Source organism: Streptomyces sp. AHA2, assembly GCF_036857595.1.
In the GTDB taxonomy this organism is placed as follows: Bacteria; Actinomycetota; Actinomycetes; order Streptomycetales; family Streptomycetaceae; genus Streptomyces.
Window position 1 is genome coordinate 137,226 of the sequence record NZ_JAUQWJ010000006.1, and the last position, 26,973, is coordinate 164,198.

The following is a 26,973-nucleotide window of genomic DNA, read 5'->3' on the forward strand; positions in this document are numbered from 1 at the left end:
CGGGCGGGCAAAAAAGTGGGGCCGTCCGCGATGCGGACGGCCCCGTCGCCGCTGTCAGTGGTTGCGCGGGAAGCCCAGGTCGACGCCGGCGGGGGCGTCGGCCGGGTCCGGCCAGCGGGTGGTGACGACCTTGCCGCGGGTGTAGAAGTGCGTGCCGTCGTTGCCGTAGATGTGGTGGTCGCCGAAGAGCGAGTCCTTCCAGCCGCCGAAGCTGTGGTAGCCGACGGGGACCGGGATCGGGACGTTCACGCCGACCATGCCGGCCTCGACCTCCAGCTGGAAGCGGCGGGCCGCGCCGCCGTCCCGCGTGAAGATCGCGGTGCCGTTGCCGAACGGCGAGGCGTTGATCAGGTCCAGGGCCTCCTCGTAGGTCTCGGTGCGCAGCACGCACAGGACCGGGCCGAAGATCTCGTCCTGGTAGGCCTTGGCCGACGTGGGGACCTTGTCGAGCAGGGAGATGCCGATCCAGTGGCCGTCCTCGAAGCCCTCGACGGTGTGGCCGGTGCCGTCCAGGACGACCTCGCAGCCCTCGGCCGCCGCGCCCTCGACGTAGGAGGCCACCTTGTCGCGGTGCACCTTGGTGATCAGCGGTCCCATCTCGGAGGCCGGGTCGTTGCCGGGACCGATCTTGATCTTCTCGGCGCGCTCGCGGATCTTCTCCACCAGTTCGTCGCCGATGGCACCGACCGCGACGACGGCCGAGATGGCCATGCAGCGCTCGCCCGCGGAGCCGTAGGCGGCCGAGACGGCGGCGTCGGCCGCCGCGTCCAGGTCGGCGTCCGGCAGGACCAGCATGTGGTTCTTGGCGCCGCCCAGCGCCTGGACCCGCTTGCCGTTGGCGGAGGCGGTGGTGTGGATGTAGCGGGCGATCGGGGTCGAGCCGACGAAGGAGACGGCCTTGACGTCCGGGTGCTCCAGGAGGCGGTCGACGGCCACCTTGTCGCCGTGGACGACGTTGAAGACGCCGTCCGGCAGACCGGCCTCCGCCAGCAGCTCGGCGAGCTTGATGGACGCCGACGGGTCCTTCTCGGACGGCTTCAGCACGAACGTGTTGCCGCACGCGATGGCGATGGGGAACATCCACATCGGCACCATGGCCGGGAAGTTGAACGGCGTGATGCCGGCGACGACGCCGAGCGGCTGGCGGAGGGAGGAGACGTCGACGCGGTTCGCGACCTGCGTGGACAGCTCCCCCTTCAGCTGCACGTTGATGCCGCAGGCCAGGTCCACGATCTCCAGGCCGCGGGCGACCTCGCCGAGGGCGTCGGAGTGCACCTTGCCGTGCTCGGCGGTGATCAGCTCCGCGATCTCGTCGCGGTGGGCGTCGAGCAGCGCACGGAACCGGAACAGGATCGAGGTCCGCTGGGCCAGGGAGGACTGGCCCCAGGTCGCGAAGGCCTCCTTGGCGGCGGCCACCGCCGCGTCCACCTCGTCGACCGAGGCGAAGGCGACCTTCGTCGTCACCGCGCCGGTCGCCGGGTCGGTCACCGGCCCGTACGTGCCCGAGGCGCCTTCGGCGGTCTTGCCGCCGATCCAGTGGTTGACGATCTTCGTCATGGCCGGGAACTCCTTCACAGATGGCGGCGTCGGGTGGAGACGTGCCGTTCGTACAGCTCACGTGCCTCGACCGCGGACAGCCGTGTCGCGGTCTCGGCCACGGGTCCATCCCACCAGGCCCGGACGGGAGGCGCGCCCGACACTGTGTCTGCCGTTCGGGTCTCCGAGTGGACACATGTGGGAGTGCCGGCGGCCCGGCCGCACTCGCGCACCGGGGCCTGCGGCACGGGGCCGTGGTGGACGGGGACCTCCGGCGCGGGGCCGTAGCGGGCGGGGAGTTGTCGCTCGCACTTCGCTCCTGCCAAAGCAAAGCGGCCTCCCGCGCCGGAGGCGATCTGGACCCGGGCGCCGCGGGGCGCGTCCGGGTGGCGGGGCCACCGGGTGGCCGGAGGGCGGATGCCGGTCACGCGGCGGCCCTCACGGCGGCCCAGGGGCACGCCTTCGCGGTACGGGCGCTCATCCGACGGCCCCCGCGGTGACGGCCGCCTCGATCTCGTCCGAGGTGGGCATCGCGGAGGAGCACTCCAGCCGGGAGGCGACGATCGCCCCGGCGGCGTTGGCGTACCGCATGGTCTTCTCCGGTTCCCAGCCCGCCAGCAGGCCGTGGACCAGGCAGCCGCCGAAGGCGTCGCCCGCGCCGAGCCCGTTGAGGACGTCCACCGGCAGGGGCGGCACCTCGGCGGTGGTGCCCTCGCGGTCGACGGCCAGGACACCCTTCGGGCCCTGCTTGACGACGGCCAGTTCGACACCGGCGTCCAGCAGGGCACGGGCGGCGGCGTGCGGTTCGCGCACGCCGGTGGCGACCTCCACCTCGTCGAGGTTGCCGACCGCGACCGTGGTGTGGCGCAGCGCCTCCGCGTAGAAGGGGCGGGCCGCGTCGCGGTCGGTCCAGAACATCGGGCGCCAGTCGAGGTCGAAGACGGTGGTGCCGGCCCTGGCCCGGTGGGCGAGGGCCGCGAGGGTCGCCGTGCGGCTGGGCTCCTCGCTCAGGCCGGTGCCGGTCACCCAGAAGACGCGGGCGTCGCGCACGGCGTCGAGGTCGATCTCGTGGGCGTCGATCTCCAGGTCGGGCGCCTTGGGCTGCCGGTAGAAGTACAGCGGGAAGTCGTCCGGCGGGAAGACCTCGCAGAAGGTGACCGGGGTGGGCAGGCCGGGCACGGGGGTGACCCAGCGGTCGTCCACGCCGAAGCCCCTGAGGGCCTCGTGGAGGTAGGTGCCGAAGGGGTCGTCGCCGGTGCGGGTGATCACCGCGGCCCGTCGTCCCAGACGGGCCGCGGCGACCGCCACGTTGGCGGCCGAACCGCCGAGGAACTTGCCGAAGGACGTGACCCGGGGCAGGGGGACGCCCGTCTGGAGCGGGTACAGATCCACTCCGATCCGCCCCATGGTGATCAGGTCGTACGCCATCGCGTCCCCTCGTGCTCGGCCCTCCCCGGCTTTCTAGCCCCCTTCCCGAAGCCATGTCAATGTTTTGTCCGGACATTCGGACCAGATCTTTGACGGCGCTCTCCGCGCTACCCCTCGCTTACCCTCTCCAGCCGGCTGCCGCGGGGCAGGGTGACGGACATGATGTCGCTGGGGGCGTCCAGGGCGATGCGGTGCCAGCGGCCGCGCGGCACGACGACCGCGGTGCCCGGCGTCAGGGCGGCGACCTCCTCCCGCTCCCCCGGCCGCTCGGGGCGCAGGTGCAGCCGGATCCCGCCGGCCAGGCAGGAGACCACCTCGTCCGCCTCGGTGTGGATCTCCCAGTGGTCGGCGTGGACGTCCTCGTCGGTCTCCACGTGGAAGGTCATCAGCTGCCAGCTGTCCTGCTCGGGGTCGAACGCGGGCTCCTCGGCGCGCACTTCGCCGTTCCCGCCGAGGCGGACGAAGGAGGTGAACAGGCCGAACGGGGCGAGAGTCATGTCGCTGAGTCCTTTCGGGGTGAGGGGATCCGGGTCGTTCAGCCGGCCAGGGCGCGGCGCAGGGCCCCGGCGAGTTCGGCGATCTGCCGCTGCGAGACGTCGGCGGAGAGGATGGCCTGGGAGCCGTGGAAGGTGCCGGGCCACTGGTGCAGTTCGACCTGGACGCCGGACCGGAGCAGACGCAGGGCGTAGGCGATGTCCTCGTCCCGGTTCGGGCACAGCTCCGCGGTGGCCACGTACGCGGGCGGCAGGCCGGTGAGGTCGGCGGCCCTGGCCGGTGCCGCGTAGGGGGTGGCGGGAGCGGCGCCCAGGTAGTGCCGCCACGAGGCGGTGGCCTTGTCGCGGTTCATCCAGGGCGTGTCGGTGAAGGTCCGCTGCGACCAGGTCTCCTGCCGGTCGTCCAGGCCGGGCTGGTTGAGCAGCTGGAATCGGATCGGCGGACCCTGCGCGTCCCGGGCCCGCAGGGCGAGAGCGGCCGCCAGGCCCCCGCCGGCGCTGTGCCCGCCGACGGCGATCCGCTCCGGGTCGAGGCCGAGCCGGTCCGCGTTCCCGGCGGCCCACGCCAGCACGGCGTACCCGTCGTCGAGGGCGGCCGGGAACGGGTGCTCGGGAGCCAGGCGGTAGCCCACCGAGATCACCACCGCGCCGGAACTCCCGGCGAGCCGGGCGGCCCAGGGGTGCTCGGTGTCCAGGTCGCCCATCACGAACCCGCCGCCGTGCAGCCAGACGACGGCGCCCTGCGCGGTGTGGGGACGGTAGACGCGCACCGGCACGTCCGGATCGCCGGGGACGAGGTGGTCCTCGACGTCCATGCCGGAGGTGTCCGGCGCCGGCACGGCGGCGGCCAGTTCGGCGAAGTGCTTGCGCTCCACGGCCGGGTCGGTCAGATCGGCCCGGGGGAACAGCGGTACGAATGCCTCGAGTTCTGGGTCCATGCAGGCCATCCTGACCGCCGCCCGACCGCGGATCATCCGCCAACTGTCGCGCGGAAGACCCCTGTTGTGCGGCGATCGGCGCATATCCTCGCGCCATGGAGGCACTGGCGGTACGGCTGTCGCAGTTGGACGCGCAGGTCGAGGGCGCGATCCGCGTCGTGATGTTCTACGACACCCTGATGCGCCGCCGCGTGGACCTGCCGGCGCTGGCCCGGGCCTCGGCGGGTCTGGCCGAGTGCGTGGCCGGGATCCGGCTGCACGCCACCGGGCGGTCGATCCGCCGGGCACCCGACGGCGGGGAGGTGCCCGGCCCGGCCGCACCCGCCTCCTCGACCGTGCCGGTCGTCCTGGACGAGGAGGACATCGGGGCGGTGTGGCTGGAGCGGCCGGGCACGCCCCTGCCGCTGGACGAGGTGCTGCTGGACCGGCTCGCCATCGCCGCCGCCGCCGTCGTCGAACGGTACGGACCGGCACGCACCACCATGGCCGACCCGGCCCTGGTCGAGCTCGCGGTCAGCGCCGGCACCGAGGAGGCGGCCAGGGCGCGCGCCCTGCGCCTGCTGGGCTTCGCCGCCGATGCGCCGCTGCAGGCCGTCGCGGTGCGCTCGCCGCTGCCGCTCGACCGGATCGGAGGGCTGCTCTGCCCGTCCCGCCCCGTGAAGGCGGCCCCCCTGGCCGACGCCGGGATCGTCCTGGCCGTGACCGTGGACCGGGCCGAGCTGCCCTCCGGCGTGCGCGCCGGCATCGGCACCGCCGGCAGGCCCGACCTGTCCTGGCGGCAGGCCCGTACGGCCCTGCGGTTCACCACCGAACGCCGGCCGGTCGTGGCGCACGCCGAGCTGGGTGCCCTGGCCCTGCTCGCCGAGGTCCCCGCCGAGACGGTGCGGGCCAACGCCGACGTGCAGGCGATCGCCCGGCTCGCCGAGGTGCCGCAGGACCTGCGCACCCTGGAGGCGTACTGCGCGACCGGCTCGCTGCGACGGGCCGCCGACCTGCTCCACCTGCACCACAGCAGCGTGGCCCGCCGGCTCGACCTGATCGGCAGGGCCCTGGGCTTCGACCTCACCGAGCCGGCGGGCCTGTCGCGCGCCGCCCTCGCCCTCACGGCCTGGCGGCTGCCCGACGGCTGACGAAAGGGGCCCGGGACCGGCGTCAAGGCGCCTCGCCGCCAGGAGGGTGCGCGCCTTTGCCCCGGGTCTGTCACAAACACCTCCCGGGTGTCACACATGTCGCGTGTACGCGGGTCTTGCGTCACACCCGTCCCACAGGCCCTGCCCGGTCCCACCGGGTGTCGTTGACCGGACACAGGCTTGTTGATCGCCAGCGCAGCACCCGGCTCCCCCGCACGGCCGTCCCCGGCCGCCACCGCGGTGCGCGCGGGGAGGTGCACGTCATGACCGACCGAAGGCTCTGGTCGTACAAGGAGATCGCGGCACACATCCGGGTGCAGCCGGACACCGTGCGGTCCTACCGCAAGCACGGGCTGCTGCCGCCACCCGACCACGTGGAGGGCGGCAAACCCTTCTGGTACGCCGACACCGTCCGCGCCTGGGTGGCCGCCCGGCCCGGCAACCGGGGCCGGAGAGCTGACTGAGCCGCCCCCGGGCCCCCTGCCGTGCCCCGCCTCCGGGCGGGGCACGGTCGTCCACGGGGACGCCGGCGCCGCGCCCCGGGGGCGTCAGCGCCAGGGTTCGGCGACCGTCACCCCCGCGCCGGGCGCCGTCCCCGCCGCCGCCAGCGCGGCCGGGACCTCCGCCAGGCCGATCACCGACGTGACCAGCAGGTCCGGGCGCAGCACGCCGGCGCGGACCAGCTCCAGCATCGGCGGGTAGGCGTGCGCGGCCATGCCGTGGCTGCCGAGCAGTTCCAGCTCCAGGGCGATCGCGCGGGCCATCGGCACGGGCGTCGTGCCGTCCGGCGAGGGCAGCAGGCCGACCTGGACGTGGCGGCCGCGGCGGCGCAGTCCCTCGACGGAGGCGGCGCAGGTGACCGGGGAGCCGAGGGCGTCGAGGGAGAGGTGGGCACCGCCGCCGGTGAGGTCCCGGACGGCCGCCGCGGTGTCCGGCACGGCCGCCGCGTCCACGCCGTGCACCGCGCCGAACGTCCGGGCCAGTTCCAGGGCCCCGGCCGACACGTCCACGGCCACCACCCGGGCGCCGGAGGCGGCCGCGATCATCACCGCCGACAGTCCGACCCCGCCGCAGCCGTGCACCGCGACCCACTCCCCCGCCGCGACCCGGCCCTGCTGCACCACCGCCCGCCAGGCCGTGGCGAACCGGCAGCCCAGGGCGGCCGCGGTCGCGTACGACAGCTCCGCGGGGAGCGCCACGAGGTTGACGTCGGCGTGGTCCAGCGCCACGTACCGGGCGAACGAACCCCAGTGGGTGAAGCCCGGCTGGGTCTGCCGCTCGCACACCTGGTGGTCGCCGCGTGCGCAGGACGGGCAGGTGCCGCAGGCGCAGACGAACGGCACGGTGACCCGGTCGCCCGGCCGCCACCGGGTCACCCGCGCGCCCACCGACTCGACGACCCCGGCGAACTCGTGCCCGGGCACGTGCGGCAGCGTGATGTCCGGGTCGTGGCCCTGCCAGCCGTGCCAGTCGCTGCGGCACAGCCCGGTGGCCTCGACCCGTACGACGGCCCCGTGTTCCGCGGGCCGCGGATCGGCCACCTCCCGCACCTCGGCCGCTTCCCCGTACCGCTCGAACACCACGGCCCGCATGCCCCGCCCGCCTTCCGATCCCGGCCCGCCCGGCCTGCGGGAGACCCCGTGGCCGGGCCGTCGGCCCCTGAGGGCGAGAACGCTAGCCGGTGGGGTGACGGGGGCCGGTGGGGACGTCATCGACCCATACCCCCTAGGGGTACAGTGGGACGAGGTGGGTACCCCGGAGGTCCCCACGGCCCCACACGCCTCGACGAGGAGAACGACATGACCGCCCAGACCGACACCACGGGCCCCGTCACCACCGTCTTCAAGGTGAGCGGCATGAGCTGCGGACACTGCGAGGGCGCCGTCTCCGGCGAGCTCGCGCAGCTCCCCGGCGTCAGCGAGGTGACGGCCGTCGCCTCCACCGGCGAGGTCACCGTCGTCTCCGCGGCCCCGCTCGACGACGAGGCCGTGCGCGCCGCCGTCGACGAGGCCGGCTTCGAACTGGCCGGCCGCGCCTGACCCACCCCCGACGAGGCCCGGCGCCCGGACCGGGTGTCCGGGACGGCGGGTCCTGGCACTCGTACCTCCGCACGGGCCGTACGCAGCCACTCCCGGCCCGTACGGCCCGTTCCGTTCGGCGGGCACACCGCGTCTCCTGGAGCGAAGACATGACCAGCACCACCGGCCGGGCGCCGGCCGGCCGCGAGCCGGCGCTCGCCGAGACCGAGCTGCTCATCGGCGGCATGACCTGCGCCGCCTGCGCCGCACGTGTGGAGAAGAAGCTCAACCGCATGGACGGCGTGAGCGCCACGGTGAACTACGCGACGGAGAAGGCCCGGGTCACCCACCCCGAGGACGTCGGGGTCGCCGACCTGATCGCCACCGTGGTGAAGACCGGGTACACCGCCGAGGAGCCCGCGCCGCCCAGCGGGGAGGCGCCCGCAGGCGAGGAGACGGACCCCGCGTCCGCGGCCCTGCGCCGGCGCCTCGTCGTCAGCGCCGCCCTCGCCCTGCCGGTCGTGCTGCTCGCGATGGTCCCGGCGCTGCAGTTCGACAACTGGCAGTGGCTCTCGCTCACCCTCGCCGCGCCGGTCGTGGTCTGGGGCGGCCTGCCGTTCCACAAGGCGGCCTGGACGAACGCCCGGCACGGCGCGGCCACCATGGACACCCTGGTCTGTCTCGGCACGCTGGCCGCGTTCGGCTGGTCCCTGTGGGCGCTGTTCCTGGGAGACGCGGGCATGCCGGGGATGCGCCACCCCTTCGAACCGGCCGTCGCCCGCGGCGACGGCGCCTCCTCGATCTACCTCGAGGTGGCCTCCGGCGTGACCGTCTTCATCCTGCTGGGCCGCTGGCTGGAGGCCCGCTCCAGGCGCCGCGCGGGGGCGGCCCTGAGGGCGCTGATGGACCTGGGCGCCAAGGACGTGACCGTGCTGCGCGACGGGCGCGAGGTGCGGATCCCGGCCCAGCGGCTGACCGTCGGGGACCGGTTCGTCGTCCGGCCCGGCGAGAAGATCGCCACCGACGGCACGGTCGTGGAGGGCGCCTCCGCGGTGGACGTGTCGATGCTGACCGGCGAGTCGGTGCCGGTGGACGTCGCGGCCGGCGACGCGGTCACCGGCGCCACGGTCAACGCGGGCGGCCGGCTGGTCGTCGAGGCCACCCGGGTCGGCGCCGGGACCCGGCTCGCCCGGATGGCCAGGCTGGTGGAGGACGCGCAGACCGGCAAGGCGCAGGTGCAGCGGCTCGCCGACCGGGTCGCCGGGGTGTTCGTGCCCGTGGTGCTGTTCATCGCCGTCGCCACGGCCGGGACCTGGCTCGGGCTGACCGGCGACGCGGTCGCCGCGTTCACGGCCGCCGTCGCGGTCCTGATCATCGCCTGCCCCTGCGCCCTGGGCCTGGCCACCCCGACCGCGCTGATGGTCGGCACCGGCCGCGGCGCGCAGCTCGGCATTCTCATCAAGGGCCCGGAGGTGCTGGAGTCCACGCGCCGGATCGACACGGTCGTCCTGGACAAGACCGGCACGGTCACCACCGGCCGCATGACGTTGCGGGAGGTCCACGCCCGCGAGGGGACGGACGAGAAGGAGGTGCTGCGGCTGGCGGGCGCCGTCGAGCACGCCTCCGAGCACCCCGTCGCCCGTGCGATCGCCCTGGGCGCCGCCGAGCGGGCCGGGGACCTGCCGGAGGTGGCGGACTTCCGCAGCGTTCCCGGGCGGGGCGTACGCGGCCGGGTGGAGGACCGCGAGGTCGCCGTGGGCCGTCTCTTCGACGACGTGCCGCCGGACCTCGCCCGGGTGCGGGACGAGGCCGAGCGCGCGGGGCGCACGGCCGTGCTCGCCGGCTGGGACGGGACGGCGCGGGCCGTGCTGTGCGTGGCCGACGCGGTCCGGGACACCAGCGCCGAGGCCGTACGGGAGCTGCGCGCGCTGGGACTCACGCCGGTGCTGCTGACCGGCGACAACCGCACGGTGGCCGAGGCGGTGGCCGGGGAGGTGGGGATCGACCGGGTGGTCGCCGAGGTCCTGCCCGAGGACAAGGTGGACGCCGTCCGGCGGCTGCAGGCCGAGGGGCGGGTCGTCGCCATGGTGGGCGACGGCGTCAACGACGCGGCAGCGCTCGCCGCCGCCGATCTGGGGCTCGCCATGGGCACCGGCACGGACGCGGCGATCGAGGCCGGCGACCTGACCCTCGTCCGCGGCGATCTGCGGGCGGCGGCGGACGCGATCCGGCTCTCCCGCCGGACCCTGGCGACGATCAAGGGCAATCTCGTCTGGGCCTTCGGCTACAACGTGGCCGCGCTGCCCCTGGCGGCCGCGGGGCTGCTGAACCCCATGATCGCGGGGGCCGCGATGGCCTTTTCGTCGGTCTTCGTGGTCACCAACAGCCTCCGGCTGCGGACATTCCGGTGAAGTCCCCCGAATTCGGCCTAAGTTCTCGGCGAACGTGATTTGAACCCCTCTGGAGTCCCGGGCCCGGCTCACATAAGCTCTTCACAAGGCTCGCGCATCATCCTTACGCTGGGACCCCCCGGACGGCTTATCCGGGCTCTTGCCCATCTATAGGACATATGCAAGAGACGCAGATCACAGTGATGTGAACGTAACCATCCGAGGGGTTCGAAGGTCTAAGTTGACGATGTCAGGAAGCGTCTTGGGGGGCGCGACCCGACATCCGGGGATGTCTTGGGGGACTTCCCCGGAGATGCGTTGCCGGGGCACGTACACCGGGAAGCTTTGAGCGGCCCTCCCGGGCGTGCGCTGTCCCGGCAGATCGCACCTCGCACCGTGGTACGGCGAGTTCCGCTCGTCGCGTTTCACCAGCGATTCAGGCGCTGTCCTCACAGACGCCCGGCCGGATCCCGTGGGGGGAATCCGTACCGGGACTGGGAAGGCGCCCTGGTCGTCGGCCCGTGGGGGGACCGACGCCGGGGCGCCTTCTTCATTGCGTAAGAAATCACGTGAGAGATCGTGCGGGGCGGCGCGCGGCCCGCAAGGGGCAGCGCAGTGCGCAGCGCGTGAGACATCCCACCGGGCGGGCCGGGCGCCGGACACGCCGGAGCCCCCGCGTCCGGCGGCCGGACGCGGGGGCTCGGTTGTCAGAGCGACCCTGGACTGCGGGGCGGCGGCTCAGCGCTCCTCGACGGGCACGAAGTCGCGCTCGACCACGCCCGTGTAGATCTGGCGCGGACGGCCGATGCGGGAGCCCGGCTCCTTGATCATCTCGTGCCACTGGGCGATCCAGCCCGGCAGCCGGCCCAGGGCGAACAGGACCGTGAACATCTCGGTCGGGAAGCCCATGGCCCGGTAGATCAGGCCCGTGTAGAAGTCGACGTTCGGGTAGAGGCTGCGCGAGACGAAGTAGTCGTCGGAGAGCGCGTGCTCCTCCAGCTTCAGCGCGATGTCCAGCAGCTCGTCGGACTTGCCGAGGGCGGACAGCACGTCGTGCGCGGCGGCCTTGATGATCTTGGCGCGCGGGTCGAAGTTCTTGTAGACCCGGTGGCCGAAGCCCATCAGACGGACGCCGTCCTCCTTGTTCTTCACCTTGCGGATGAAGGAGTCGACGTCGCCGCCGGAGTCGCGGATGCCCTCCAGCATCTCCAGCACGGACTGGTTGGCACCGCCGTGCAGCGGGCCCCAGAGGGCGTTGATGCCGGCGGAGATCGAGGCGAACATGTTCGCCTGCGAGGAGCCCACCAGGCGGACCGTGGAGGTCGAGCAGTTCTGCTCGTGGTCCGCGTGCAGGATCAGCAGCTTGTCGAGCGCGGAGACCACGGTCGGGTCCAGCTCGTACTCCTGCGCGGGGACCGAGAAGGTCATGCGGAGGAAGTTCTCGACGTAGCCGAGGTCGTTGCGCGGGTAGACGAACGGGTGACCGATCGACTTCTTGTACGCGTACGCCGCGATCGTCGGGAGCTTGGCGAGCAGGCGGATCGTCGAGAGGTTGCGCTGGCGCTCGTCGAACGGGTTGTGGCTGTCCTGGTAGAAGGTGGACAGCGCCGAGACGACCGAGGACAGCATGGCCATCGGGTGGGCGTCGCGCGGGAAGCCCTTGTAGAAGTTCTTGACGTCCTCGTGCAGCAGGGTGTGCTGCGTGATCTCGTTCTTGAACGCCGCGAGCTGGTCGACGGTCGGAAGCTCGCCGTTGATCAGCAGGTAGGCGACCTCCAGGAAGGTGGAGCGCTCGGCCAGCTGCTCGATCGGGTACCCGCGGTAGCGCAGGATGCCCGCCTCGCCGTCCAGGTAGGTAATGGCGGATTTGTACGCGGCGGTGTTGCCGTAACCGCTGTCCAGCGTCACCAGACCGGTCTGGGCGCGGAGCTTTCCGATGTCGAAGCCCTTGTCACCGACGGTGCTGTCGATCACCGGGTAGGTGTACTCGCCGTCGCCGTACCGCAGTACTACAGAGTTGTCGCTCACGTCTTCCCTCACCGACGTTGTGCCTCATCTTCGAGGTGCCCTGACTGTCTCTACCATCCCCCACTCGGCTCAGGAGAGTGCACTCGGGGTCGACCATCGGGCCTACTGACGGCACTGAGTGCCGCCAACTTGCCCATCCTGCCCCCTGTGATCCCCTTCCGGAAGTGGCTTGTGACCTTCACGACTCATTTGATCGATCATTTTTTGCGGAACCGAGCCGGAAGTCGAGTGCCGTGCACCTCCGACCCGCCGAGACCGTGCGCACCGCCTGGCCGATCGCCTTGCGCGAACCGACGAGGACGACCAGCCGCTTGGCCCGCGTGACCGCCGTGTAGAGCAGGTTGCGCTGGAGCATCATCCAGGCCCCCGTGGTGACCGGGATGACGACCGCCGGGTACTCGCTGCCCTGGGAGCGGTGGATCGTCACGGCGTAGGCGTGGGCCAGCTCGTCGAGCTCGTCGAACTCGTAGGCGACTTCCTCGTCCTCGTCCGTGAGCACCGTCAGGCGCTGGTCGACCGGGTCGAGCGAGGTGACCACGCCCACGGTGCCGTTGAAGACACCGTTGGTGCCCTTCTCGTAATTGTTGCGAATCTGGGTGACCTTGTCGCCGACGCGGAACACCCGGCCGCCGAATCTCTTCTCGGGCACGTCCGGGCGGCCCGGGGTGACGGCCTGCTGGAGCAGGCCGTTGAGCGTGCCGGCGCCCGCCGGGCCGCGGTGCATGGGCGCGAGGACCTGCACGTCCCGGCGCGGGTCCAGCCCGAACCTGGCCGGGATGCGGCGCGCGGCCACGTCCACGGTGAGCCGCCCCGCCTCCTCCGTGTCGTCCTCGACGAAGAGGAAGAAGTCCTTCATGCCGTCGGTGACGGGGTGCTGCCCGGCGTTGATGCGGTGGGCGTTGGTCACCACCCCGGACTGCTGTGCCTGGCGGAAGACCCGGGTGAGGCGGACGGCGGGGATCGGGCTGCCGTCGGCCAGCAGATCGCGCAGGACCTCGCCCGCGCCGACGCTGGGGAGCTGGTCCACGTCCCCGACGAACAGCAGGTGCGCCCCGGGCGGCACGGCCTTCACCAGCTTGTTGGCCAGGAGCAGGTCGAGCATGGACGCCTCGTCGACCACCACCAGGTCGGCGTCCAGCGGGCGGTCGCGGTCGTAGGCCGCGTCGCCGCCGGGCTTGAGTTCCAGCAGGCGGTGGACCGTGGAGGCCTCGGCGCCGGTCAGCTCGGACAGGCGCTTGGCGGCCCGGCCGGTCGGGGCGGCGAGCACGACCTTGGCCTTCTTGGCCCGGGCCAGCTCCACGATCGAGCGGACGGTGAAGGACTTGCCGCAGCCCGGACCACCGGTCAGCACGGCGACCTTCTCGGTGAGGGCCAGCCGGACCGCGGCCTCCTGCTCGGGCGCGAGATCGGTGCCCGTACGCCCCTTCAGCCAGGTCAGGGCCTTGTCCCAGGCGACGGAGGCGAATCCCGGCATCCGGTCCTCGCCGGTGCGCAGCAGACGCAGCAGCTGGGCGGACAGGGAGAGTTCGGCGCGGTGGAACGGGACGAGGTAGATGGCGGTGACGGGCTCCCCGCCGTCCGGGCCCGGCACCTTCTCGCGCACGACGCCGGGGTCCTCGCCGTCCTGCGCGGGCTCGGACAGCTCGGCCAGGCACTCGATGACCAGGCCCGTGTCGACCTGGAGCAGCTTGACCGCGTCCTTGATCAGCTGCTCCTCGGGCAGGTAGCAGTGGCCCTGGTCGGCGGACTGCGACAGGGCGTACTGCAGGCCCGCCTTGACCCGCTCGGGGCTGTCGTGCGGGATGCCGACGGACCGGGCGATCTTGTCGGCGGTGAGGAAGCCGATGCCCCACACGTCGGAGGCGAGCCGGTAGGGCTGGTTCTTCACCACGGAGATGGAGGCGTCGCCGTACTTCTTGTAGATGCGCACGGCGATGGACGTGGACACCTCGACCGTCTGGAGGAAGAGCATGACCTCCTTGATGGCCTTCTGCTCCTCCCAGGCGTCGGCGATCCTCTTCGTGCGCTTGGGGCCGAGGCCCGGGACCTCGATGAGCCGCTTGGGCTCCTCCTCGATGATCTTCAGGGTGTCCATGCCGAAGTGCTGGGTGATGCGGTCGGCGAAGACCGGGCCGATGCCCTTCACCAGGCCCGAGCCGAGGTAGCGGCGGATGCCCTGGACGGTGGCCGGCAGGACCGTCGTGTAGTTCTCCACGTGGAACTGCTTGCCGTACTGGGGGTGGGAGCCCCAGCGGCCCTCCATGCGCAGGGACTCGCCGACCTGGGCGCCGAGCAGCGCGCCGACGACCGTGAGCAGGTCGCCGCCGCCCCTGCCGGTGTCGACCCGGGCGACCGTGTAGCCGTTCTCCTCGTTGGCGTACGTGATGCGCTCCAGCACGCCCTCCAGCGTGGCCAGTCGCCGCTCGCCCGCCTGGGCGGCCCCCGCCTGATCGGTCATGATCCGACGGTACCGCCCGGGTACGACAGCGGAGGCGGGCGCGGGCCGGAAAGGCACCCCGCCACAAAGCGTCCGGGCCGACGGGGAACTGCGCGCGCTTTCACGGCGGATTCACAAGAGGAACCGAAGCTTTACGGTTCAAGCATCAATGGAGGGTCTTCCTGGATCTTCACGCGTGGAAGAATGCGGGCGTCAGCCGAAAGGCCGCCCGGGCGGCTCCCGGCGCGCGCGCACCGCGGTGCGGTCTGCTCCTCGGGCCGTGCGGAACAGGCGACTCGGCCTCACCGGTGAAGTCCGCTCTGTTCCGGTGCGCACCCCCGGCCCTGAATTCCACCGTTGTCCGGGTCCGGAGACGGGCCTGTTCATTCCACGGCCCCCGGCCCCGAATGCGACGAGGAACGATGTCACCCCAGTCCCAGAGCGTCGCCCTGTGGATCCTTTCCCTGGCCGTCTGCGTCATGGCGGCGTGCGCGGGAATCGCGTGGGGCTGGGACGCCTTCGCCCAGCTCCTGGTGCCGGCGTTCGGCACGGTCGTCGGGGCGTCCCTGGTGAGCTACAGCCTGCGGCGGTGAGGACGGGCCGCGCACGGCGGGGCGTGCCGATGAGCGGCGCCGCCCGCGCCGCTCAGGATTCGGCGCCGGTCCTGCGGGCGTAGGCCCGGGCCGCCCGGGCGCGGTCGCCGCAGCGGGTGGAGCACCACTGACGGCGGCCGTGGCGGAGCAGGAAACGGTTGCAGGGCGGGGAGCCGCAGGCCGTGAGGCGTTCCGCCGCGGGGGACGTGAGCAGGTCGGCGGCGTCGGCGGCGAGCGTCGCGACGGCGAGGTCGACGATCGCGGTCGTGGGGTGCGGGGCGGTGCGGTAGGGGCCGGTCCTGTCGTCCCACCGCAGCAGGGGGGCCGTCGGCACACGGGTCATCGCGTCGTTGACCGCGTCGACGGCCGCGGGGAGGGCCGGCAGGCCCTCGGCCCGGGCGGCGAACAGCGATCTGACCTGCTCGCGCAGCGAGCGCAGCTGCGCCGCGCACATCTCCCGCATCCCGGCGTCGACCGGAGCGAGGCCGCGCTCGGTGAGCCAGTGGTCGGCCTGCGCGGGCGAGCCCAGGAGGTCGATCGTGTGCCCGCCGGGCAGCGCCATCGCGCTGTTGGCGAGGGCGAGGGACAAGTGCTCCCCCTCGCCCTGCGCGGGCGGCGGGACGGGCTGCTCGGTCACGGGCTCCTCCATGCTTCTCATGGTAAGGCTTGCCGTCATCCATGAGAAAGGGCTACGGTCTTCTCACGGTTCCACCATGACTATCCGTGAGGTGCTGCATGTCCTCCACGTCCGCGTCCACCGGCGGCCTCCCCGTGCGCGTCCTCGGCGGCCCCACCGCCCTCTTCGAGTACGGCGGCCTGCGCTTCCTGACCGACCCCACCTTCGACGCCCCCGGCGACTACCCCCGGGGGGACGCCCGTTTCCTCACCAAGACGGCACCCTCCGCCGCCTCCCCCGACGACCTCGGCCGCGTCGACGTGGTGCTCCTCTCGCACGACGAGCACCCCGACAACCTGGACACCTCCGGCCGCGCCCTGCTCGGCGGCGTCCCGCTGACCCTGACCACGCCCGGCGGCGGCAAGCGTCTGGGCGAGTCCCTGGGCGACCGGGTCAGGGGCCTGGCCGACTGGGAGTCCGTCGAGCTGGACCGGCCCGGGGGCGGCACCGTGACCGTCACCGGTGTCCCGGCCCTGCACGGCCCCGGCCCACGCGAGGAGGTCGAGGCGGTCACCGGCCAGGTCGTCGGCTTCGTACTGACCGGTGAGGGCCTGCCCACCGTCTACGTCAGCGGCGACAACGCCTCCCTCGACGCGGTCCGCGAGATCGCCGGGCGCTTCGGGCCCGTCGACACCGCCGTCCTCTTCGCCGGCGCGCCCCGCTTCCCCGTCCTCTTCGACAACCGGGTCATCGTGCTGGACAGCGCCATGGCCGCGGAGGCCGCGCGCATCCTCGGCGCCCGCCGTGTCGTCCCCGTCCACTACGACAGCTGGGCCCACTTCACCGAGGGTCGCGAGGACCTGGCAGCCGCCTTCACCGCCGCCGGGCTGGCCGGCCGCCTGGACTGGGGCAAGGACGCCTGACCGCCCGCGGCGAGGACCCGCGGCGGGCCGTCACCTGCGCCAGAAGAGGTGATGCACGACCCCGCTGGGGCTCGGCACCACGTCGCAGTGGAAGCGGTCGAGCAGCTCCTCGGGGGACTCCCACAGCCGCGAGCCGGCCCCGAGGACGATGTCCGGGGAGACCGCCACGTGCAGGGTGTCCACCAGGTCGGCGTCCAGGAACTCCCGGACGATCCCCGCCCCGCCGCCGAGCCGGACGTCCTTGCCCCCTGCCGCCTCGCGTGCCTGCCGGAGGACTTCGGCCGGTTCGCCCGCGACGAAGTGGAACGTGGTGTCGGAGAGCGTGAACGAGGGCCGCTCGTGGTGGGTCATGACGAACACCGGGGTGTGGAAGGGGGGTTCGTCGCCCCACCAGCCCCGCCACTCGTGGTCCTGCCACGGGCCGCGCTGCGGGCCGAACTTGTTCCGGCCCATGATCTCTGCGCCGATGCCGTGGTGGAAGTCGCGCACCATGTAGTCGTCGAGGCCGCGGCTGCCGCCCGGGTCGGTGCGGTTGGGCCAGCTCGCCGTGGCCAGGGCCCAGGCGAACATCTTCCCCGGGTCGGCATGGCCGAAGGGCCTCTCCAGGCTCTGGTTCTCCCCGGCTCCGAAGCCGTCGCTCGAGACGTTGAAGTTCTGCACGCGCAGCAACTGGGACACAGCGCTCCTCCTGTGGTCGACGACGGGTGGACCGCCGGCGCCCGTGAAACTCATCGGCGGCCCGGGACGCGGATCTCACCGGCCGCCCGGGCCCCCGGCCCCGGGTCCGGTGGCCCGGCCCGCCGCGGTCGCACCGGCCTCCGGCACGATGCCCGCACCTCCACCCTGAGCCGGACCCGCCGGCCCCGCGACATCACGATCCGGTCAAGAGGTGTCCGAGGGGTCTTGCCTCCCGGCCGTGTAATCGATTCCATGCATCCGTCGATGTAATCGGTTCCACGAGCACCGCGAGGTGCTTCCCCACTGATCCACGAGGAGGTGGAGCGGCGGTGGCCAGCATCAAGGACGTCGCTGCCGAGGCCGGTGTCTCCGTCGCCACGGTCTCGCGCGTCCTGAACGACCACCCGTCGGTCAGTGCCGACGCACGCACCCGCGTGCTGGCCGCCGTCGAGACCCTGGGCTACCGCCCGAACGCCGTCGCCCGCTCCCTGCGCACCGACCAGACCCGCACCCTCGGCCTGGTCATCAGCGACGTGCTGAACCCGTACTTCACGGAGCTGGCCCGCTCCGTCGAGGAGGAGGCCCGCGCACTCGGCTACAGCGTGATCATCGGCAACGCCGACGAGCGGCCCGACCTCCAGGACCACCACGTCCGCACCCTGCTGGACCGCCGGATCGACGGTCTGCTGGTCTCCCCCACCGACGGCGGCTCCCCGCTGATGCTGGACGCCGCGCGGGCCGGGACGCCCATGGTGTTCGTCGACCGCTGGATCCCCGGCGTGGACGTGCCGGTCGTCCGGGCCGACGGACGGACCGCCGTGCGGGACCTCGTGGCGCACCTGCACGGGCTCGGGCACCGGCGGCTGGCGATCATCGCGGGCCCGGCGGCGACCACGACGGGCCAGGAGCGCGTGGAGGCCTTCCGTGAGGCGCTGGCCGCCCACGGACTCGACCTGCCCGACGCCTACACGGGGCAGGGCGACTTCCAGGCCGAGAGCGGACGGCGGGTCACCGAGGGCTTCCTCGACCTGGCCGAGCCGCCCGAGGTCGTCTTCGCGGCCGACAACCTGATGGCGCTCGGCGCCCTGGACGCCGTACGCGCGCGCGGTCTGCGCGTGCCGGACGACCTCGCGCTGGCCGCGTTCGACGACATCCCGTGGTTCGTGCACACCGATCCGCCGATCACGGCGATCGCCCAGCCGACGGGCGAGCTGGGCCGGGCCGCCGTGCGGGCCCTGGTCGACCGCATCGAGGGACGGGCCGGGGAGTCCGTCACCCTCCCCGCCCGTCTCGTCGTGCGCCGCTCGTGCGGCGAGAACCCCACCCCAGTGCAAAGGAGCACGTCGTGAGCAACGCGGACGAGTTGCTGCGCATCGAGGGCATACGCAAGACCTTCCCGGGCGTGGTGGCGCTGGACGGCGTCGACTTCGACCTGCGCCGGGGCGAGGTGCACGTGCTGCTCGGTGAGAACGGCGCCGGCAAGAGCACCCTGATCAAGATGCTCTCCGGTGCCTACACCCCCGACGCCGGACGGATCCTGGTCGGCGGCGAGGAGACGCGCATCCAGGGTGCGCAGGACTCCGAGCGGCTCGGGATCGCCACCATCTACCAGGAGTTCAACCTGGTCCCGGATCTCACCGTCGCCGAGAACATCTTCCTGGGCCGCCAGCCGCGCCGCCTCGGCATGATCGACCGCAAGCGGATGGAGGCCGACGCCGAGGTCCTGCTCCAGCGGGTCGGCGTGGACGTCTCGCCGCGCGCCCGGGTCCGCGAACTGGGCATCGCACGCCTGCAGATGGTGGAGATCGCCAAGGCGCTCAGCCTGGACGCGCGCGTGCTGGTCATGGACGAGCCGACGGCGGTGCTCACCTCGGAGGAGGTGGACACGCTGTTCGCGATCGTGCGCACCCTGCGCGAGGACGGTGTGGGGATCGTCTTCATCACGCACCACCTGGAGGAGATCGCCGCGCTCGGCGACCGGGTCACCGTCATCCGGGACGGCAGGAGCGTCGGCCAGGTGCCCGCCTCCACGCCCGAGGACGAACTCGTCCGGCTCATGGTGGGACGTTCCATCGAGCAGCAGTACCCGCGCGAGCGGGCCGGCCGCGGCCCCGCGCTGCTGACCGTCGAGGGGCTCACCCGCGACGGCGTCTTCCACGACGTCGGCTTCGAGGTGCACGCCGGGGAGGTCGTCGGCATCGCCGGCCTGGTCGGCGCCGGGCGCACGGAGGTCGTCCGGGCGGTCTTCGGGGCCGACTCGTACGACGAGGGCAGTGTGAAGGTGGCCGGCGTGCCGGTCGCCAAGCACGACGTGAACGCGGCGATGAACGCCGGCATCGGCCTCGTCCCCGAGGACCGCAAGGGCCAGGGCCTGGTGCTGGACGCCTCCGTCGAGGAGAACCTGGGGCTGGTGACCCTGCGGTCGGCCACGCGCGCGGGGCTGGTCGACCTCAAGGGGCAGCACGCGGCCGCCGAGCGGATCGCCGGGCAGCTGGGCGTGCGGATGGCGGGCCTCGGCCAGCAGGTGCGCACGCTCTCCGGCGGCAACCAGCAGAAGGTCGTCATCGGCAAGTGGCTGCTCGCCGACACGAAGGTGCTGATCCTCGACGAGCCGACCCGCGGCATCGACGTCGGCGCCAAGGTCGAGATCTACCAGCTCGTCAACGAACTGACCGCGGCCGGCGCGGCCGTCCTGATGATCTCCAGCGACCTGCCCGAGGTGCTCGGCATGAGCGACCGGGTGCTGGTGATGGCCCAGGGGCGGATCGCCGGTGAACTCACCGCCGACGAGGCGACCCAGGACGCCGTGATGGCCCTCGCCGTCAGCACCCCCACGACGACCACGAACCCGACCACGACCGGAACGGAGGCCTCCGGTGGCCACTGACACGCTCAAGAGCACGACGGGCGCGGGTGGCGCCCCGGGGGGCCTGCGCCGCCTCCTGCTCGACAACGGCGCGCTCACCGCGCTCATCGTCCTCGTCATCGCGATGTCGGCGCTGTCCGGCGACTTCCTGACGGCGGACAACCTCCTCAACGTCGGCGTCCAGGCGGCCGTGACCGCCGTCCTCGCCTTCGGCGTGACGTTCGTGATCGTCTCGGCGGGCATCGACCTGTCGGTCGGCTCGGTCGCCGCGCTGTCGGCCACGGTGCTCGCCTGGAGCGCCACCTCGGCGGGCGTGCCGGTCTTCCTCGCCGTCCTGCTGGCCATAGCGACGGGCATCGTCTGCGGCCTGGTCAACGGCGTCCTGATCTCCTACGGCAAGCTGCCGCCGTTCATCGCCACGCTCGCCATGCTGTCCGTGGCCCGCGGCCTGTCCCTGGTCATCTCCGAGGGCTCCCCGATCGCCTTCCCCGACTCGGTCTCCCACCTCGGCGACACCCTCGGCGGCTGGCTGCCGGTGCCGGTCCTGGTGATGATCGTGATGGGCCTGATCGCCGCGTTCGTGCTCGGCCAGACCTACATCGGCCGTTCCATGTACGCGATCGGCGGCAACGAGGAGGCCGCCCGGCTGTCCGGCCTGCGCGTGAAGCGGCAGAAGCTCGCCATCTACGCCTTCTCGGGTGTCTTCGCCGCCGTCGCCGGTGTGGTCCTGGCCGCCCGCCTCTCCTCCGCGCAGCCCCAGGCCGCCGACGGCTACGAGCTGGACGCGATCGCCGCGGTCGTCATCGGCGGCGCCTCGCTGGCCGGCGGTACGGGCAAGGCGTCCGGGACCCTCGTCGGCGCGCTGATCCTGGCGGTGCTGCGCAACGGACTGAACCTGCTGAACGTCTCGGCGTTCTGGCAGCAGGTCGTCATCGGTGTCGTCATCGCGCTGGCGGTGCTGTTCGACACGCTGCGGCGCAAGGCGGGGGCGACCCCGGTGGCGGCCGGGGCCGGCGGCCCCAAGGGCAGGCAGGCGGCGACGTACGCGCTGGCGGCCGTGGTCACGGTCGCGATCGTCGGCGCCACCTCGTTCCTGCACAACGGCTCCTCCTCGGACAAGCCGAAGGTGGGCCTGTCGCTGTCCACGCTCAACAACCCCTTCTTCGTGCAGATCCGGGCGGGCGCCCAGGCCGAGGCGGAGAGGCGCGGCATCGACCTGACCGTCACGGACGCCCAGAACGACGCCTCGCAGCAGGCCAACCAGTTGCAGAACTTCACCGGTTCCCGGCTGGACGCGATCATCGTCAACCCGGTGGACTCCGACGCGGCGAGCAACTCCGTGAAGGCCGCCGGCAAGGCGGACATCCCGGTCGTCGCCGTGGACCGCACCGTCAACGACGCGGCGGTCGACACCCTGGTCGCCTCCGACAACGTCGCCGGCGGTGAACTCGCCGCGAAGACGATCGCGGACAAGCTGGGCGGCAAGGGCAAGATCGTGATCCTGCAGGGCCAGGCGGGCACCTCCGCCGCCCGCGAGCGCGCCCAGGGCTTCGCCGACGGTTTGAAGGCGTTCCCCGGGATCGAGGTCGTCGCCCAGCAGCCCGCCGACTTCGACCGCACCAAGGGCCTCGACGTGATGTCGAACCTGCTCCAGGCCCACCCGGACGTGCAGGGCGTCATCGCCGCGAACGACGAGATGGCCCTGGGCGCGGTCAAGGCACTGGGGTCCAGGGCCGGCACGTCGGTCTCCGTGGTGGGCTTCGACGGCACGCCTGACGGACTGAAGGCGGTCGAGGGCGGCACGCTGTACGCGTCGGTGGCGCAGCAGCCGTCCCAGCTCGGGAGGATCGCCGTCGACAACGCCCTGAAGGCGCTCCAGGACAAGAAGGTCGAGCAGACGGTGAAGGTGCCGGTGAAGGTGGTCACGAAGGAGAACGTGGCCGGCTTCAGCGGCTGACGGCCGGGAACGGCGGGCGGTCGCACACGGCGTGCGCGACCGCCCGCCCATGTCACTCACATGGGGAGACGACACATGTACGACTACGACCTGCTGGTCGTGGGGTCGGCCAACGCCGACCTGGTGATCGGAGTGGAGCGCCGGCCCGGTGCCGGCGAGACCGTGCTCGGCTCCGACCTGGCCGTCCACCCGGGCGGCAAGGGCGCGAACCAGGCGGTCGCCGCCGCCCGGCTCGGCGCCCGTACGGCCCTGCTGGCCCGGGTCGGCGACGACGCGCACGGCCGGCTGCTGCTCGACTCGCAGCGCCGGGCCGGGGTCGACACGGTGGGGGTCCTGGTGGGCGGGGCTCCGACGGGCGTCGCACTGATCACCGTCGACCCGTCCGGGGACAACAGCATCGTCGTCTCCCCGGGCGCGAACGGCCGCCTGACGCCCGAGGACGTGCGGGCCGCCGCATGCCTGTTCCAGGGTTCCCGGGTCGTCTCGGCGCAGCTGGAGATCCCGCTGGAGTCGGTGGTGGAGGTCGTGCGGAACCTGGCTCCGGGGAGCCGTTTCGTGCTCAACCCCTCGCCGCCGCGGCCCCTTCCCCAGGAGGTGCTGGCGGCCTGCGACCCGCTGATCGTCAACGAGCACGAGGCGAAGGTGATCCTGGGCGGTGCGGCCGTCGGGGACGCCCCCGAGGACTGGGCGCGGATCCTGCTGGCGAAGGGCCCGCGGTCGGTGGTGGTGACGCTCGGCGCACAGGGCGCCCTGGTGGCGTCGGCGGAGGGGGTGGCGCGGGTGCCGTCCGTGCGGGTGGAGGCCGTGGACACGACCGGAGCCGGGGACGCCTTCACGGCCGCGCTGGCCTACCGGCTCGGCGCGGGCGAGTCCCTCGCGGACGCGGCGGCGTACGCGGCGCGGGTCGGGGCGGCGACGGTGCTGAAGGAGGGCGCGCAGGCGTCCTTCCCGACGGCGGCGGAGATCGCGGCGCGGGGCGGGGCGGCGTGAAGAAGGGCGGGATACTCAACCGCCACCTCGCGGGCGCGCTGGCCGCGCTGGGCCACGGCGACGGGGTGCTGGTGTGCGACGCGGGCATGCCGATCCCCGACGGCCCGCGGGTGGTGGACCTGGCGTTCCGGGCCGGGGTGCCGGCGTTCGCGGAGGTGCTGGAGGGGCTGCTGGCGGAGCTGGTGGTCGAGGGGGCGACGGCCGCGCAGGAGGTCCGGCGGGCGAATCCGGGGGCGGCGGCACTGCTGGAGGGGCATTTCCCCACGCTGGACCTCGTCGCGCACGAACGCCTCAAGGAGTTGTCGTCCCGGGCCCGGCTGATCGTCCGCACGGGCGAGGCACGTCCGTACGCGAACGTCCTGCTGCGCTGCGGCGTGTTCTTCTGAGGCCGCGCGCGTCGTGGAGCCCGGAGACGTTTCGAGGGGACCCGGTCCGTCGACCGGGTCCCCTCGGCGTTTCCCCTCCCGTCAGGAACCTCCTCGATCCCCCCGGAATCCCCCCGGAAGCCCTGACACCACGTACGACCCGCGGAGGCGGCGGAGGGTTGCACGGCGGAGCGAAGATTCTTCTCGCCGGGTTCCACCGGGGACCACGGGGGCCATCGCGCCGGCCCGGACCTGCGGGGCGGGGGCTGTGCGGCGGCACCTGGCGGGGCGCCGCCGGGTGCCTCAGGCCGCGTCGTTCAGGAGGCGGTTCAGGTGGTCGCGGCCCGCTTCCAGGAGCTCGGGGAGCGGCGTCGCGTCCTCGTGCCAGCGCTTCTCGTACTCCCAGCACAGCCAGCCGTCCCAGCCGTGGCGGGAGAGGACCTCGACGCAGTCGGCCAGCGGGAGGACGCCCTGGCCGAGGGGCAGCGGGGTGGGGTCGTCGGCGGAGGCGATGTCCTTGACCTGGACGTAGCCGAGATGCGGGGCGAGGGCCATGTACGACTCGGAGGGCTGCTCCCCGCCGAGCCAGGTGTGCATGACGTCCCACACGGCACCGACCTGCCGGTGGCCGACGAGGCCGAGGACGCGCATCGCGTCGGCGGCGGTGCGGTGGGAGTCGTGGGTCTCCAGAAGGATGCGCACGCCGAGGTCCGCGGCGTACTCGGCGGCCGTGCCCAGGCGGCGCGCGGCCGTCGCGTCGGCCTCCTCGGGCGTCCCGGCGTCCGGATCGGCCCCCGGGAGGACCCGTACGTACGGGGCGCCGAGATCGCGGGCCAGGTCGAGCAGGGCCCTGGTCTCGGCCAGGACGGGGCCGTCGTCGCCGGGGGCGGCGACGCGCACGTAGCCGGCCAGGCCGAGGAGCTCCACGCCCGCCCCCTTGAACCCGGCGGCCACCTCGGCCCGCCGGTCCTCGTCGAGGCCGATGTGCACCGGCTCCTCGGGGTGGGTGCGCAGCTCCACTCCGTGGTAGCCGTGAGTGGTCGCGAGCCGCAGGACGTCGGGCAGCGGCAGGCCGGGGACACCGAGGGTGGAGAACGCGAGCTTCATGTGGACGGACCCTACCCGCCACCCCCGCCCACGATTCCCCTCCGCCCCCCGGGTGTTGCGGACAGATCCAGTCGCCGGTCCCGGCCGGTCAGGTCGTGCCCGAAGGAGTGGTGCGGCTTTCCGGCGATCAGGAGGAAACCGTGGCGGGTCGTGCTCCTGGGCCCGGTCGGCGCCGAGCCTGGCGACCAGCGCCTCGTAGTGGGCGCCGTCACGCCCCCCTCGGCCCGCTGCCCAGCCCGAACAGGTCCGCCGCGTTGTCGTGGCACACGGCGCGCAGCCACTGCGTGCCGAGCCCCAGCCGTTCCAGCGCGTGCAGCTGGTGCAGGTAGGGGTAGGGGATGTTGGGGAAGTCGGAGCCGAGCAGGACGCGGTCGCCGAGTGCGGCGAGCCGGGGCAGGGCCCGGCGCGGGAACGGGGCGAGCCGCTCGGTGAAGTCGGTGAACGACATGGTGGTGTCCAGCCGGACCTCGTCGTGGCGCTCGGCCAGGTCGAGGAAGTCCTCGTACTCGGGCATGCCCATGTGGGCGACGATCAGCCGCAGCCGCGGGTGCCGGGCGAGCACCCGGGCCACGGGCCCGGGGCCGGTGTGCTTGCCGGGTGCCGGGCCGGAGCCGCAGTGCATCACCACGGGGACGCGCGCCTCGGCGAGCAGGCCCCACGCCCGGTGCAGGCGTTCGTCGGCCGGGTCGTAGGCACCGACCTGCACATGCGCCTTGAACACGCGCGCGCCCGCTTCGACGGCCTCCTGGACGTACGCCTCGACGTCCGGGTCGGGGTAGAGGGTGGCGGTGTGCAGGCAGTCGGGCGTGCGCCGTGCGAAGTCGGCGGCCCAGCCGTTCAGCCACCGGGCCATGCCGGGTTTGTGCGGGTAGAGCATCGCGGTGAACGCCCGGACCCCGAACTCCCGCAGCAGGGCGATCCGTTCCGCCTCCTCGCGCCGGTAGGTGATCGGCCACTCCAGACCGCCGACCAGCGGCCCGTTGGCGGCGAAGTAGTCCCAGACCTTGCGCAGGACGCGCTCGGGCATGAAATGGGTGTGGACGTCGACGAGCCCGGGTACGCCGAGCCGCTGCCGGAAGGCCCGCACCTCCAGGGCCTCTTCGGAGCCGCCGCTCCCGCCGTGCGTTTCCGCCATGCCCTCACGATCACCCCTGGCCGGGGGGAAGGACGATCCCTTGCACGGGGAAGGGCCTGAGGCGTGCATCACACACCGGTGACGGCGGACCGGCGCGGCGGCCCGCCCCTCGGCCCGTCGGGCGGACGCGGACCAGGCCGTTCGGCCCGAAGGCTCCCCGGGCGGCCCGGCGCACGCGGACGAGGCCGTTCGGCCCGAAGGCTCCGCGGCAGCCCGCCCCGACTCAGCCCGTCCGGCGTTCGGGGACGAGGCCGTCTCACGACGTGCGCGGCACTCCGGAGGAGCCCCGGACCATCAACTCCCCGCGCACCGAGGCGATCCCGCCGGGCGGGGCCTCCTCGCGGCCCATCGCGACGCGCCCGGCCCTGGCGCCCGCCTCGGCCAGCGGCAGCCGTACCGTCGTCAGCGACGGCACCGCGTCGATGCTGAACGGCAGGTCGTCGAAGCCGGCCACGGACACGTCCTCGGGGATCCGCAGCCCCGAGTCGCGCAGCGCCGCGCACGCGCCCAGCGCGACGGAGTCGTTCGCCGCGACGACCGCCGTCAGGGACGGGTCGCGGCGCAGCAGCTCCAGCGTCGCCTCGTAACCGGAGCGCCGGTCGTAGCGCCCGTGCACGGTCCAGCGGGGGTCCTCCTCGATGCCGTGCGCGGCCAGCGCGGCCCGGTGCCCCTCCAGCCGGTGCCGGGTCGTGGTCCGTTCCTGCGGTCCGGCGATGTAGCCCAGCCGCCGGTGGCCGAGCCCGATCAGGTGCTCGGTCAGCTCCTGGCCACCCCCGCGGTTGTCGAAGGTCAGCGCGATCGCCCCGGTGTCCGGCGCCGGCGGGCGCCCGCACAGCACGACCCGCGTCCCGGCGTCGATCAGTTTGCGGACCTTCGCGTCCATGGCCGCCCGGTGCGCCGGGTCCTCGATGGCCCCGCCGGTGAGCACGACGGCCGCCGCCCGCTGCCGCTGCAGCAGCGTGAGGTAGGTCAGCTCGCGCTCCGGGGAGCCGCCGGTGTTGCAGACCACCGCGAGCCGCTCCCCGCCCGCGCGGCCGCCCGGGCCGCCGATCTCGGCCTGGATGGCGCCGGCCATGATGCCGAAGAAGGGGTCGGCGATGTCGTTGACCAGGATGCCGACCAGGTCGGAGGTGGCGGCGGCCAGAGCGCTGGCGGGCCCGTTGAGCACGTAGTCCAGTTCGTCGACGGCCTTGAGCACCCGCTCCCGGGTGGAGGCGGCCACGGGGTAGTTCCCGTTCAGCACGCGCGACACCGTCGCGGGCGAGACCTGCGCGCGGGCCGCCACGTCCGCCAGGGTCACCGTCATCTCGTCGTCCTCCGGTCGCGCATCGTGTGCCCTCCTCC

Annotated in this window: 23 protein-coding genes and 1 pseudogene; 11 read left to right on the forward strand and 13 right to left on the reverse strand. The window is 73.2% G+C overall.

What is annotated here, in order from left to right; translation table 11 throughout:
- Positions 1 to 54 precede the first annotated feature (54 nt).
- From mmsA to Q5694_RS15075, 5 genes and pseudogenes are all read right to left on the reverse strand, one after another.
- The gene (gene mmsA, locus Q5694_RS15055; protein WP_333933442.1) at positions 55 to 1,557 is read right to left on the reverse strand and encodes a CoA-acylating methylmalonate-semialdehyde dehydrogenase; all 1,503 of its coding nucleotides are present in this window, start codon (positions 1,555 to 1,557) and stop codon (positions 55 to 57) included.
- A gap of 14 nt (positions 1,558 to 1,571) precedes the next feature.
- Positions 1,572 to 1,754, reverse strand: a pseudogene (locus Q5694_RS15060) (hypothetical protein); the annotation flags it as partial.
- 259 nt (positions 1,755 to 2,013) lie between these two features.
- A complete protein-coding gene (iolC, locus tag Q5694_RS15065; RefSeq protein ID WP_333933443.1) occupies positions 2,014 to 2,964 on the reverse strand; it encodes a 5-dehydro-2-deoxygluconokinase in 951 nt (316 codons plus the stop codon).
- Between the two features lie 107 nt (positions 2,965 to 3,071).
- A complete protein-coding gene (locus Q5694_RS15070) occupies positions 3,072 to 3,461 on the reverse strand; it encodes a cupin (protein WP_333933444.1) in 390 nt (129 codons plus the stop codon).
- A 38-nt stretch (positions 3,462 to 3,499) separates the two neighbouring features.
- Positions 3,500 to 4,396: an alpha/beta hydrolase gene (locus Q5694_RS15075; RefSeq protein WP_333933445.1), complete on the reverse strand. Its 897-nt coding sequence runs from the start codon at positions 4,394 to 4,396 to the stop codon at positions 3,500 to 3,502.
- Positions 4,397 to 4,491: 95 nt separating this feature from the next.
- On the opposite strand from Q5694_RS15075, the gene Q5694_RS15080 reads away from it, so the two are divergent.
- A complete protein-coding gene (locus tag Q5694_RS15080; RefSeq protein WP_333933446.1) occupies positions 4,492 to 5,526 on the forward strand; it encodes a helix-turn-helix domain-containing protein in 1,035 nt (344 codons plus the stop codon).
- A gap of 263 nt (positions 5,527 to 5,789) precedes the next feature.
- Complete coding sequence (locus tag Q5694_RS15085; protein WP_333933447.1) at positions 5,790 to 5,990, forward strand: helix-turn-helix transcriptional regulator; 201 nt, start codon at positions 5,790 to 5,792, stop codon at positions 5,988 to 5,990.
- A gap of 84 nt (positions 5,991 to 6,074) precedes the next feature.
- Here Q5694_RS15085 and Q5694_RS15090 read toward each other — a convergent pair whose 3' ends face one another.
- On the reverse strand, positions 6,075 to 7,118 hold the full coding sequence (locus tag Q5694_RS15090; RefSeq protein WP_333933448.1) for a zinc-dependent alcohol dehydrogenase family protein: 1,044 nt from the start codon (positions 7,116 to 7,118) through the stop codon (positions 6,075 to 6,077).
- A 207-nt stretch (positions 7,119 to 7,325) separates the two neighbouring features.
- Here Q5694_RS15090 and Q5694_RS15095 point away from each other — a divergent pair, with 207 nt between their 5' ends.
- Together Q5694_RS15095 and Q5694_RS15100 are read left to right on the forward strand one after the other, a co-directional pair.
- Positions 7,326 to 7,565 carry a heavy-metal-associated domain-containing protein gene (locus tag Q5694_RS15095; protein ID WP_333933449.1) on the forward strand — a complete coding sequence of 80 codons (240 nt, stop codon included), beginning with the start codon at positions 7,326 to 7,328 and terminating at the stop codon, positions 7,563 to 7,565.
- 149 nt (positions 7,566 to 7,714) lie between these two features.
- Complete coding sequence (locus tag Q5694_RS15100) at positions 7,715 to 9,955, forward strand: heavy metal translocating P-type ATPase (RefSeq protein WP_333933450.1); 2,241 nt, start codon at positions 7,715 to 7,717, stop codon at positions 9,953 to 9,955.
- A gap of 717 nt (positions 9,956 to 10,672) precedes the next feature.
- Here Q5694_RS15100 and Q5694_RS15105 read toward each other — a convergent pair.
- Together Q5694_RS15105 and recD2 are read right to left on the reverse strand one after the other, a co-directional pair.
- Positions 10,673 to 11,962: a citrate synthase gene (locus Q5694_RS15105; protein WP_333933451.1), complete on the reverse strand. Its 1,290-nt coding sequence runs from the start codon at positions 11,960 to 11,962 to the stop codon at positions 10,673 to 10,675.
- A 178-nt stretch (positions 11,963 to 12,140) separates the two neighbouring features.
- Complete coding sequence (gene recD2, locus Q5694_RS15110; RefSeq protein WP_333933452.1) at positions 12,141 to 14,420, reverse strand: SF1B family DNA helicase RecD2; 2,280 nt, start codon at positions 14,418 to 14,420, stop codon at positions 12,141 to 12,143.
- 401 nt (positions 14,421 to 14,821) lie between these two features.
- Between recD2 and Q5694_RS15115 the strand changes: the two genes are divergently transcribed.
- Positions 14,822 to 14,992 (forward strand): hypothetical protein, encoded by a 171-nt coding sequence (locus Q5694_RS15115; protein ID WP_333933453.1) that lies wholly within the window; start codon positions 14,822 to 14,824, stop codon positions 14,990 to 14,992.
- Between the two features lie 52 nt (positions 14,993 to 15,044).
- Here Q5694_RS15115 and Q5694_RS15120 read toward each other — a convergent pair whose 3' ends face one another.
- On the reverse strand, positions 15,045 to 15,641 hold the full coding sequence (locus Q5694_RS15120; protein WP_333933454.1) for a CGNR zinc finger domain-containing protein: 597 nt from the start codon (positions 15,639 to 15,641) through the stop codon (positions 15,045 to 15,047).
- 86 nt (positions 15,642 to 15,727) lie between these two features.
- Between Q5694_RS15120 and Q5694_RS15125 the strand changes: the two genes are divergently transcribed.
- Positions 15,728 to 16,531, forward strand: coding sequence for an MBL fold metallo-hydrolase (locus Q5694_RS15125; RefSeq protein WP_333933455.1), 804 nt, complete (start codon positions 15,728 to 15,730; stop codon positions 16,529 to 16,531).
- A gap of 30 nt (positions 16,532 to 16,561) precedes the next feature.
- Here the strand turns inward: Q5694_RS15125 and Q5694_RS15130 are convergent, their stop codons facing one another.
- Positions 16,562 to 17,209 (reverse strand): dihydrofolate reductase family protein, encoded by a 648-nt coding sequence (locus Q5694_RS15130; RefSeq protein ID WP_333933456.1) that lies wholly within the window; start codon positions 17,207 to 17,209, stop codon positions 16,562 to 16,564.
- A 329-nt stretch (positions 17,210 to 17,538) separates the two neighbouring features.
- On the opposite strand from Q5694_RS15130, the gene Q5694_RS15135 reads away from it, so the two are divergent.
- From Q5694_RS15135 to rbsD, 5 genes are all read left to right on the forward strand, one after another.
- On the forward strand, positions 17,539 to 18,558 hold the full coding sequence (locus tag Q5694_RS15135; RefSeq protein WP_333933457.1) for a LacI family DNA-binding transcriptional regulator: 1,020 nt from the start codon (positions 17,539 to 17,541) through the stop codon (positions 18,556 to 18,558).
- A complete protein-coding gene (locus Q5694_RS15140) occupies positions 18,555 to 20,096 on the forward strand; it encodes a sugar ABC transporter ATP-binding protein (protein ID WP_333933458.1) in 1,542 nt (513 codons plus the stop codon). Before Q5694_RS15135 ends, Q5694_RS15140 begins: the two co-directional genes overlap by 4 nt.
- Positions 20,086 to 22,032 carry an ABC transporter permease/substrate-binding protein gene (locus Q5694_RS15145; protein WP_333933459.1) on the forward strand — a complete coding sequence of 649 codons (1,947 nt, stop codon included), beginning with the start codon at positions 20,086 to 20,088 and terminating at the stop codon, positions 22,030 to 22,032. The genes Q5694_RS15140 and Q5694_RS15145 overlap by 11 nt, the downstream gene beginning before the upstream one ends.
- Positions 22,033 to 22,107: 75 nt before the next feature.
- Positions 22,108 to 23,022 (forward strand): ribokinase, encoded by a 915-nt coding sequence (locus tag Q5694_RS15150; RefSeq protein ID WP_333933461.1) that lies wholly within the window; start codon positions 22,108 to 22,110, stop codon positions 23,020 to 23,022.
- Positions 23,019 to 23,408: a D-ribose pyranase gene (gene rbsD / locus Q5694_RS15155; RefSeq protein WP_333933462.1), complete on the forward strand. Its 390-nt coding sequence runs from the start codon at positions 23,019 to 23,021 to the stop codon at positions 23,406 to 23,408. Before Q5694_RS15150 ends, rbsD begins: the two co-directional genes overlap by 4 nt.
- Positions 23,409 to 23,690: 282 nt before the next feature.
- On the opposite strand, the gene Q5694_RS15160 is transcribed toward rbsD, so the two are convergent.
- The 3 genes from Q5694_RS15160 to Q5694_RS15170 form a co-directional block, all read right to left on the reverse strand.
- Positions 23,691 to 24,494 (reverse strand): sugar phosphate isomerase/epimerase family protein, encoded by an 804-nt coding sequence (locus tag Q5694_RS15160; protein ID WP_333933463.1) that lies wholly within the window; start codon positions 24,492 to 24,494, stop codon positions 23,691 to 23,693.
- Positions 24,495 to 24,702: 208 nt separating this feature from the next.
- Positions 24,703 to 25,629, reverse strand: coding sequence for an amidohydrolase family protein (locus Q5694_RS15165; protein ID WP_333933464.1), 927 nt, complete (start codon positions 25,627 to 25,629; stop codon positions 24,703 to 24,705).
- A gap of 256 nt (positions 25,630 to 25,885) precedes the next feature.
- A complete protein-coding gene (locus Q5694_RS15170; protein ID WP_333933465.1) occupies positions 25,886 to 26,935 on the reverse strand; it encodes a LacI family DNA-binding transcriptional regulator in 1,050 nt (349 codons plus the stop codon).
- Positions 26,936 to 26,973 lie beyond the last annotated feature (38 nt).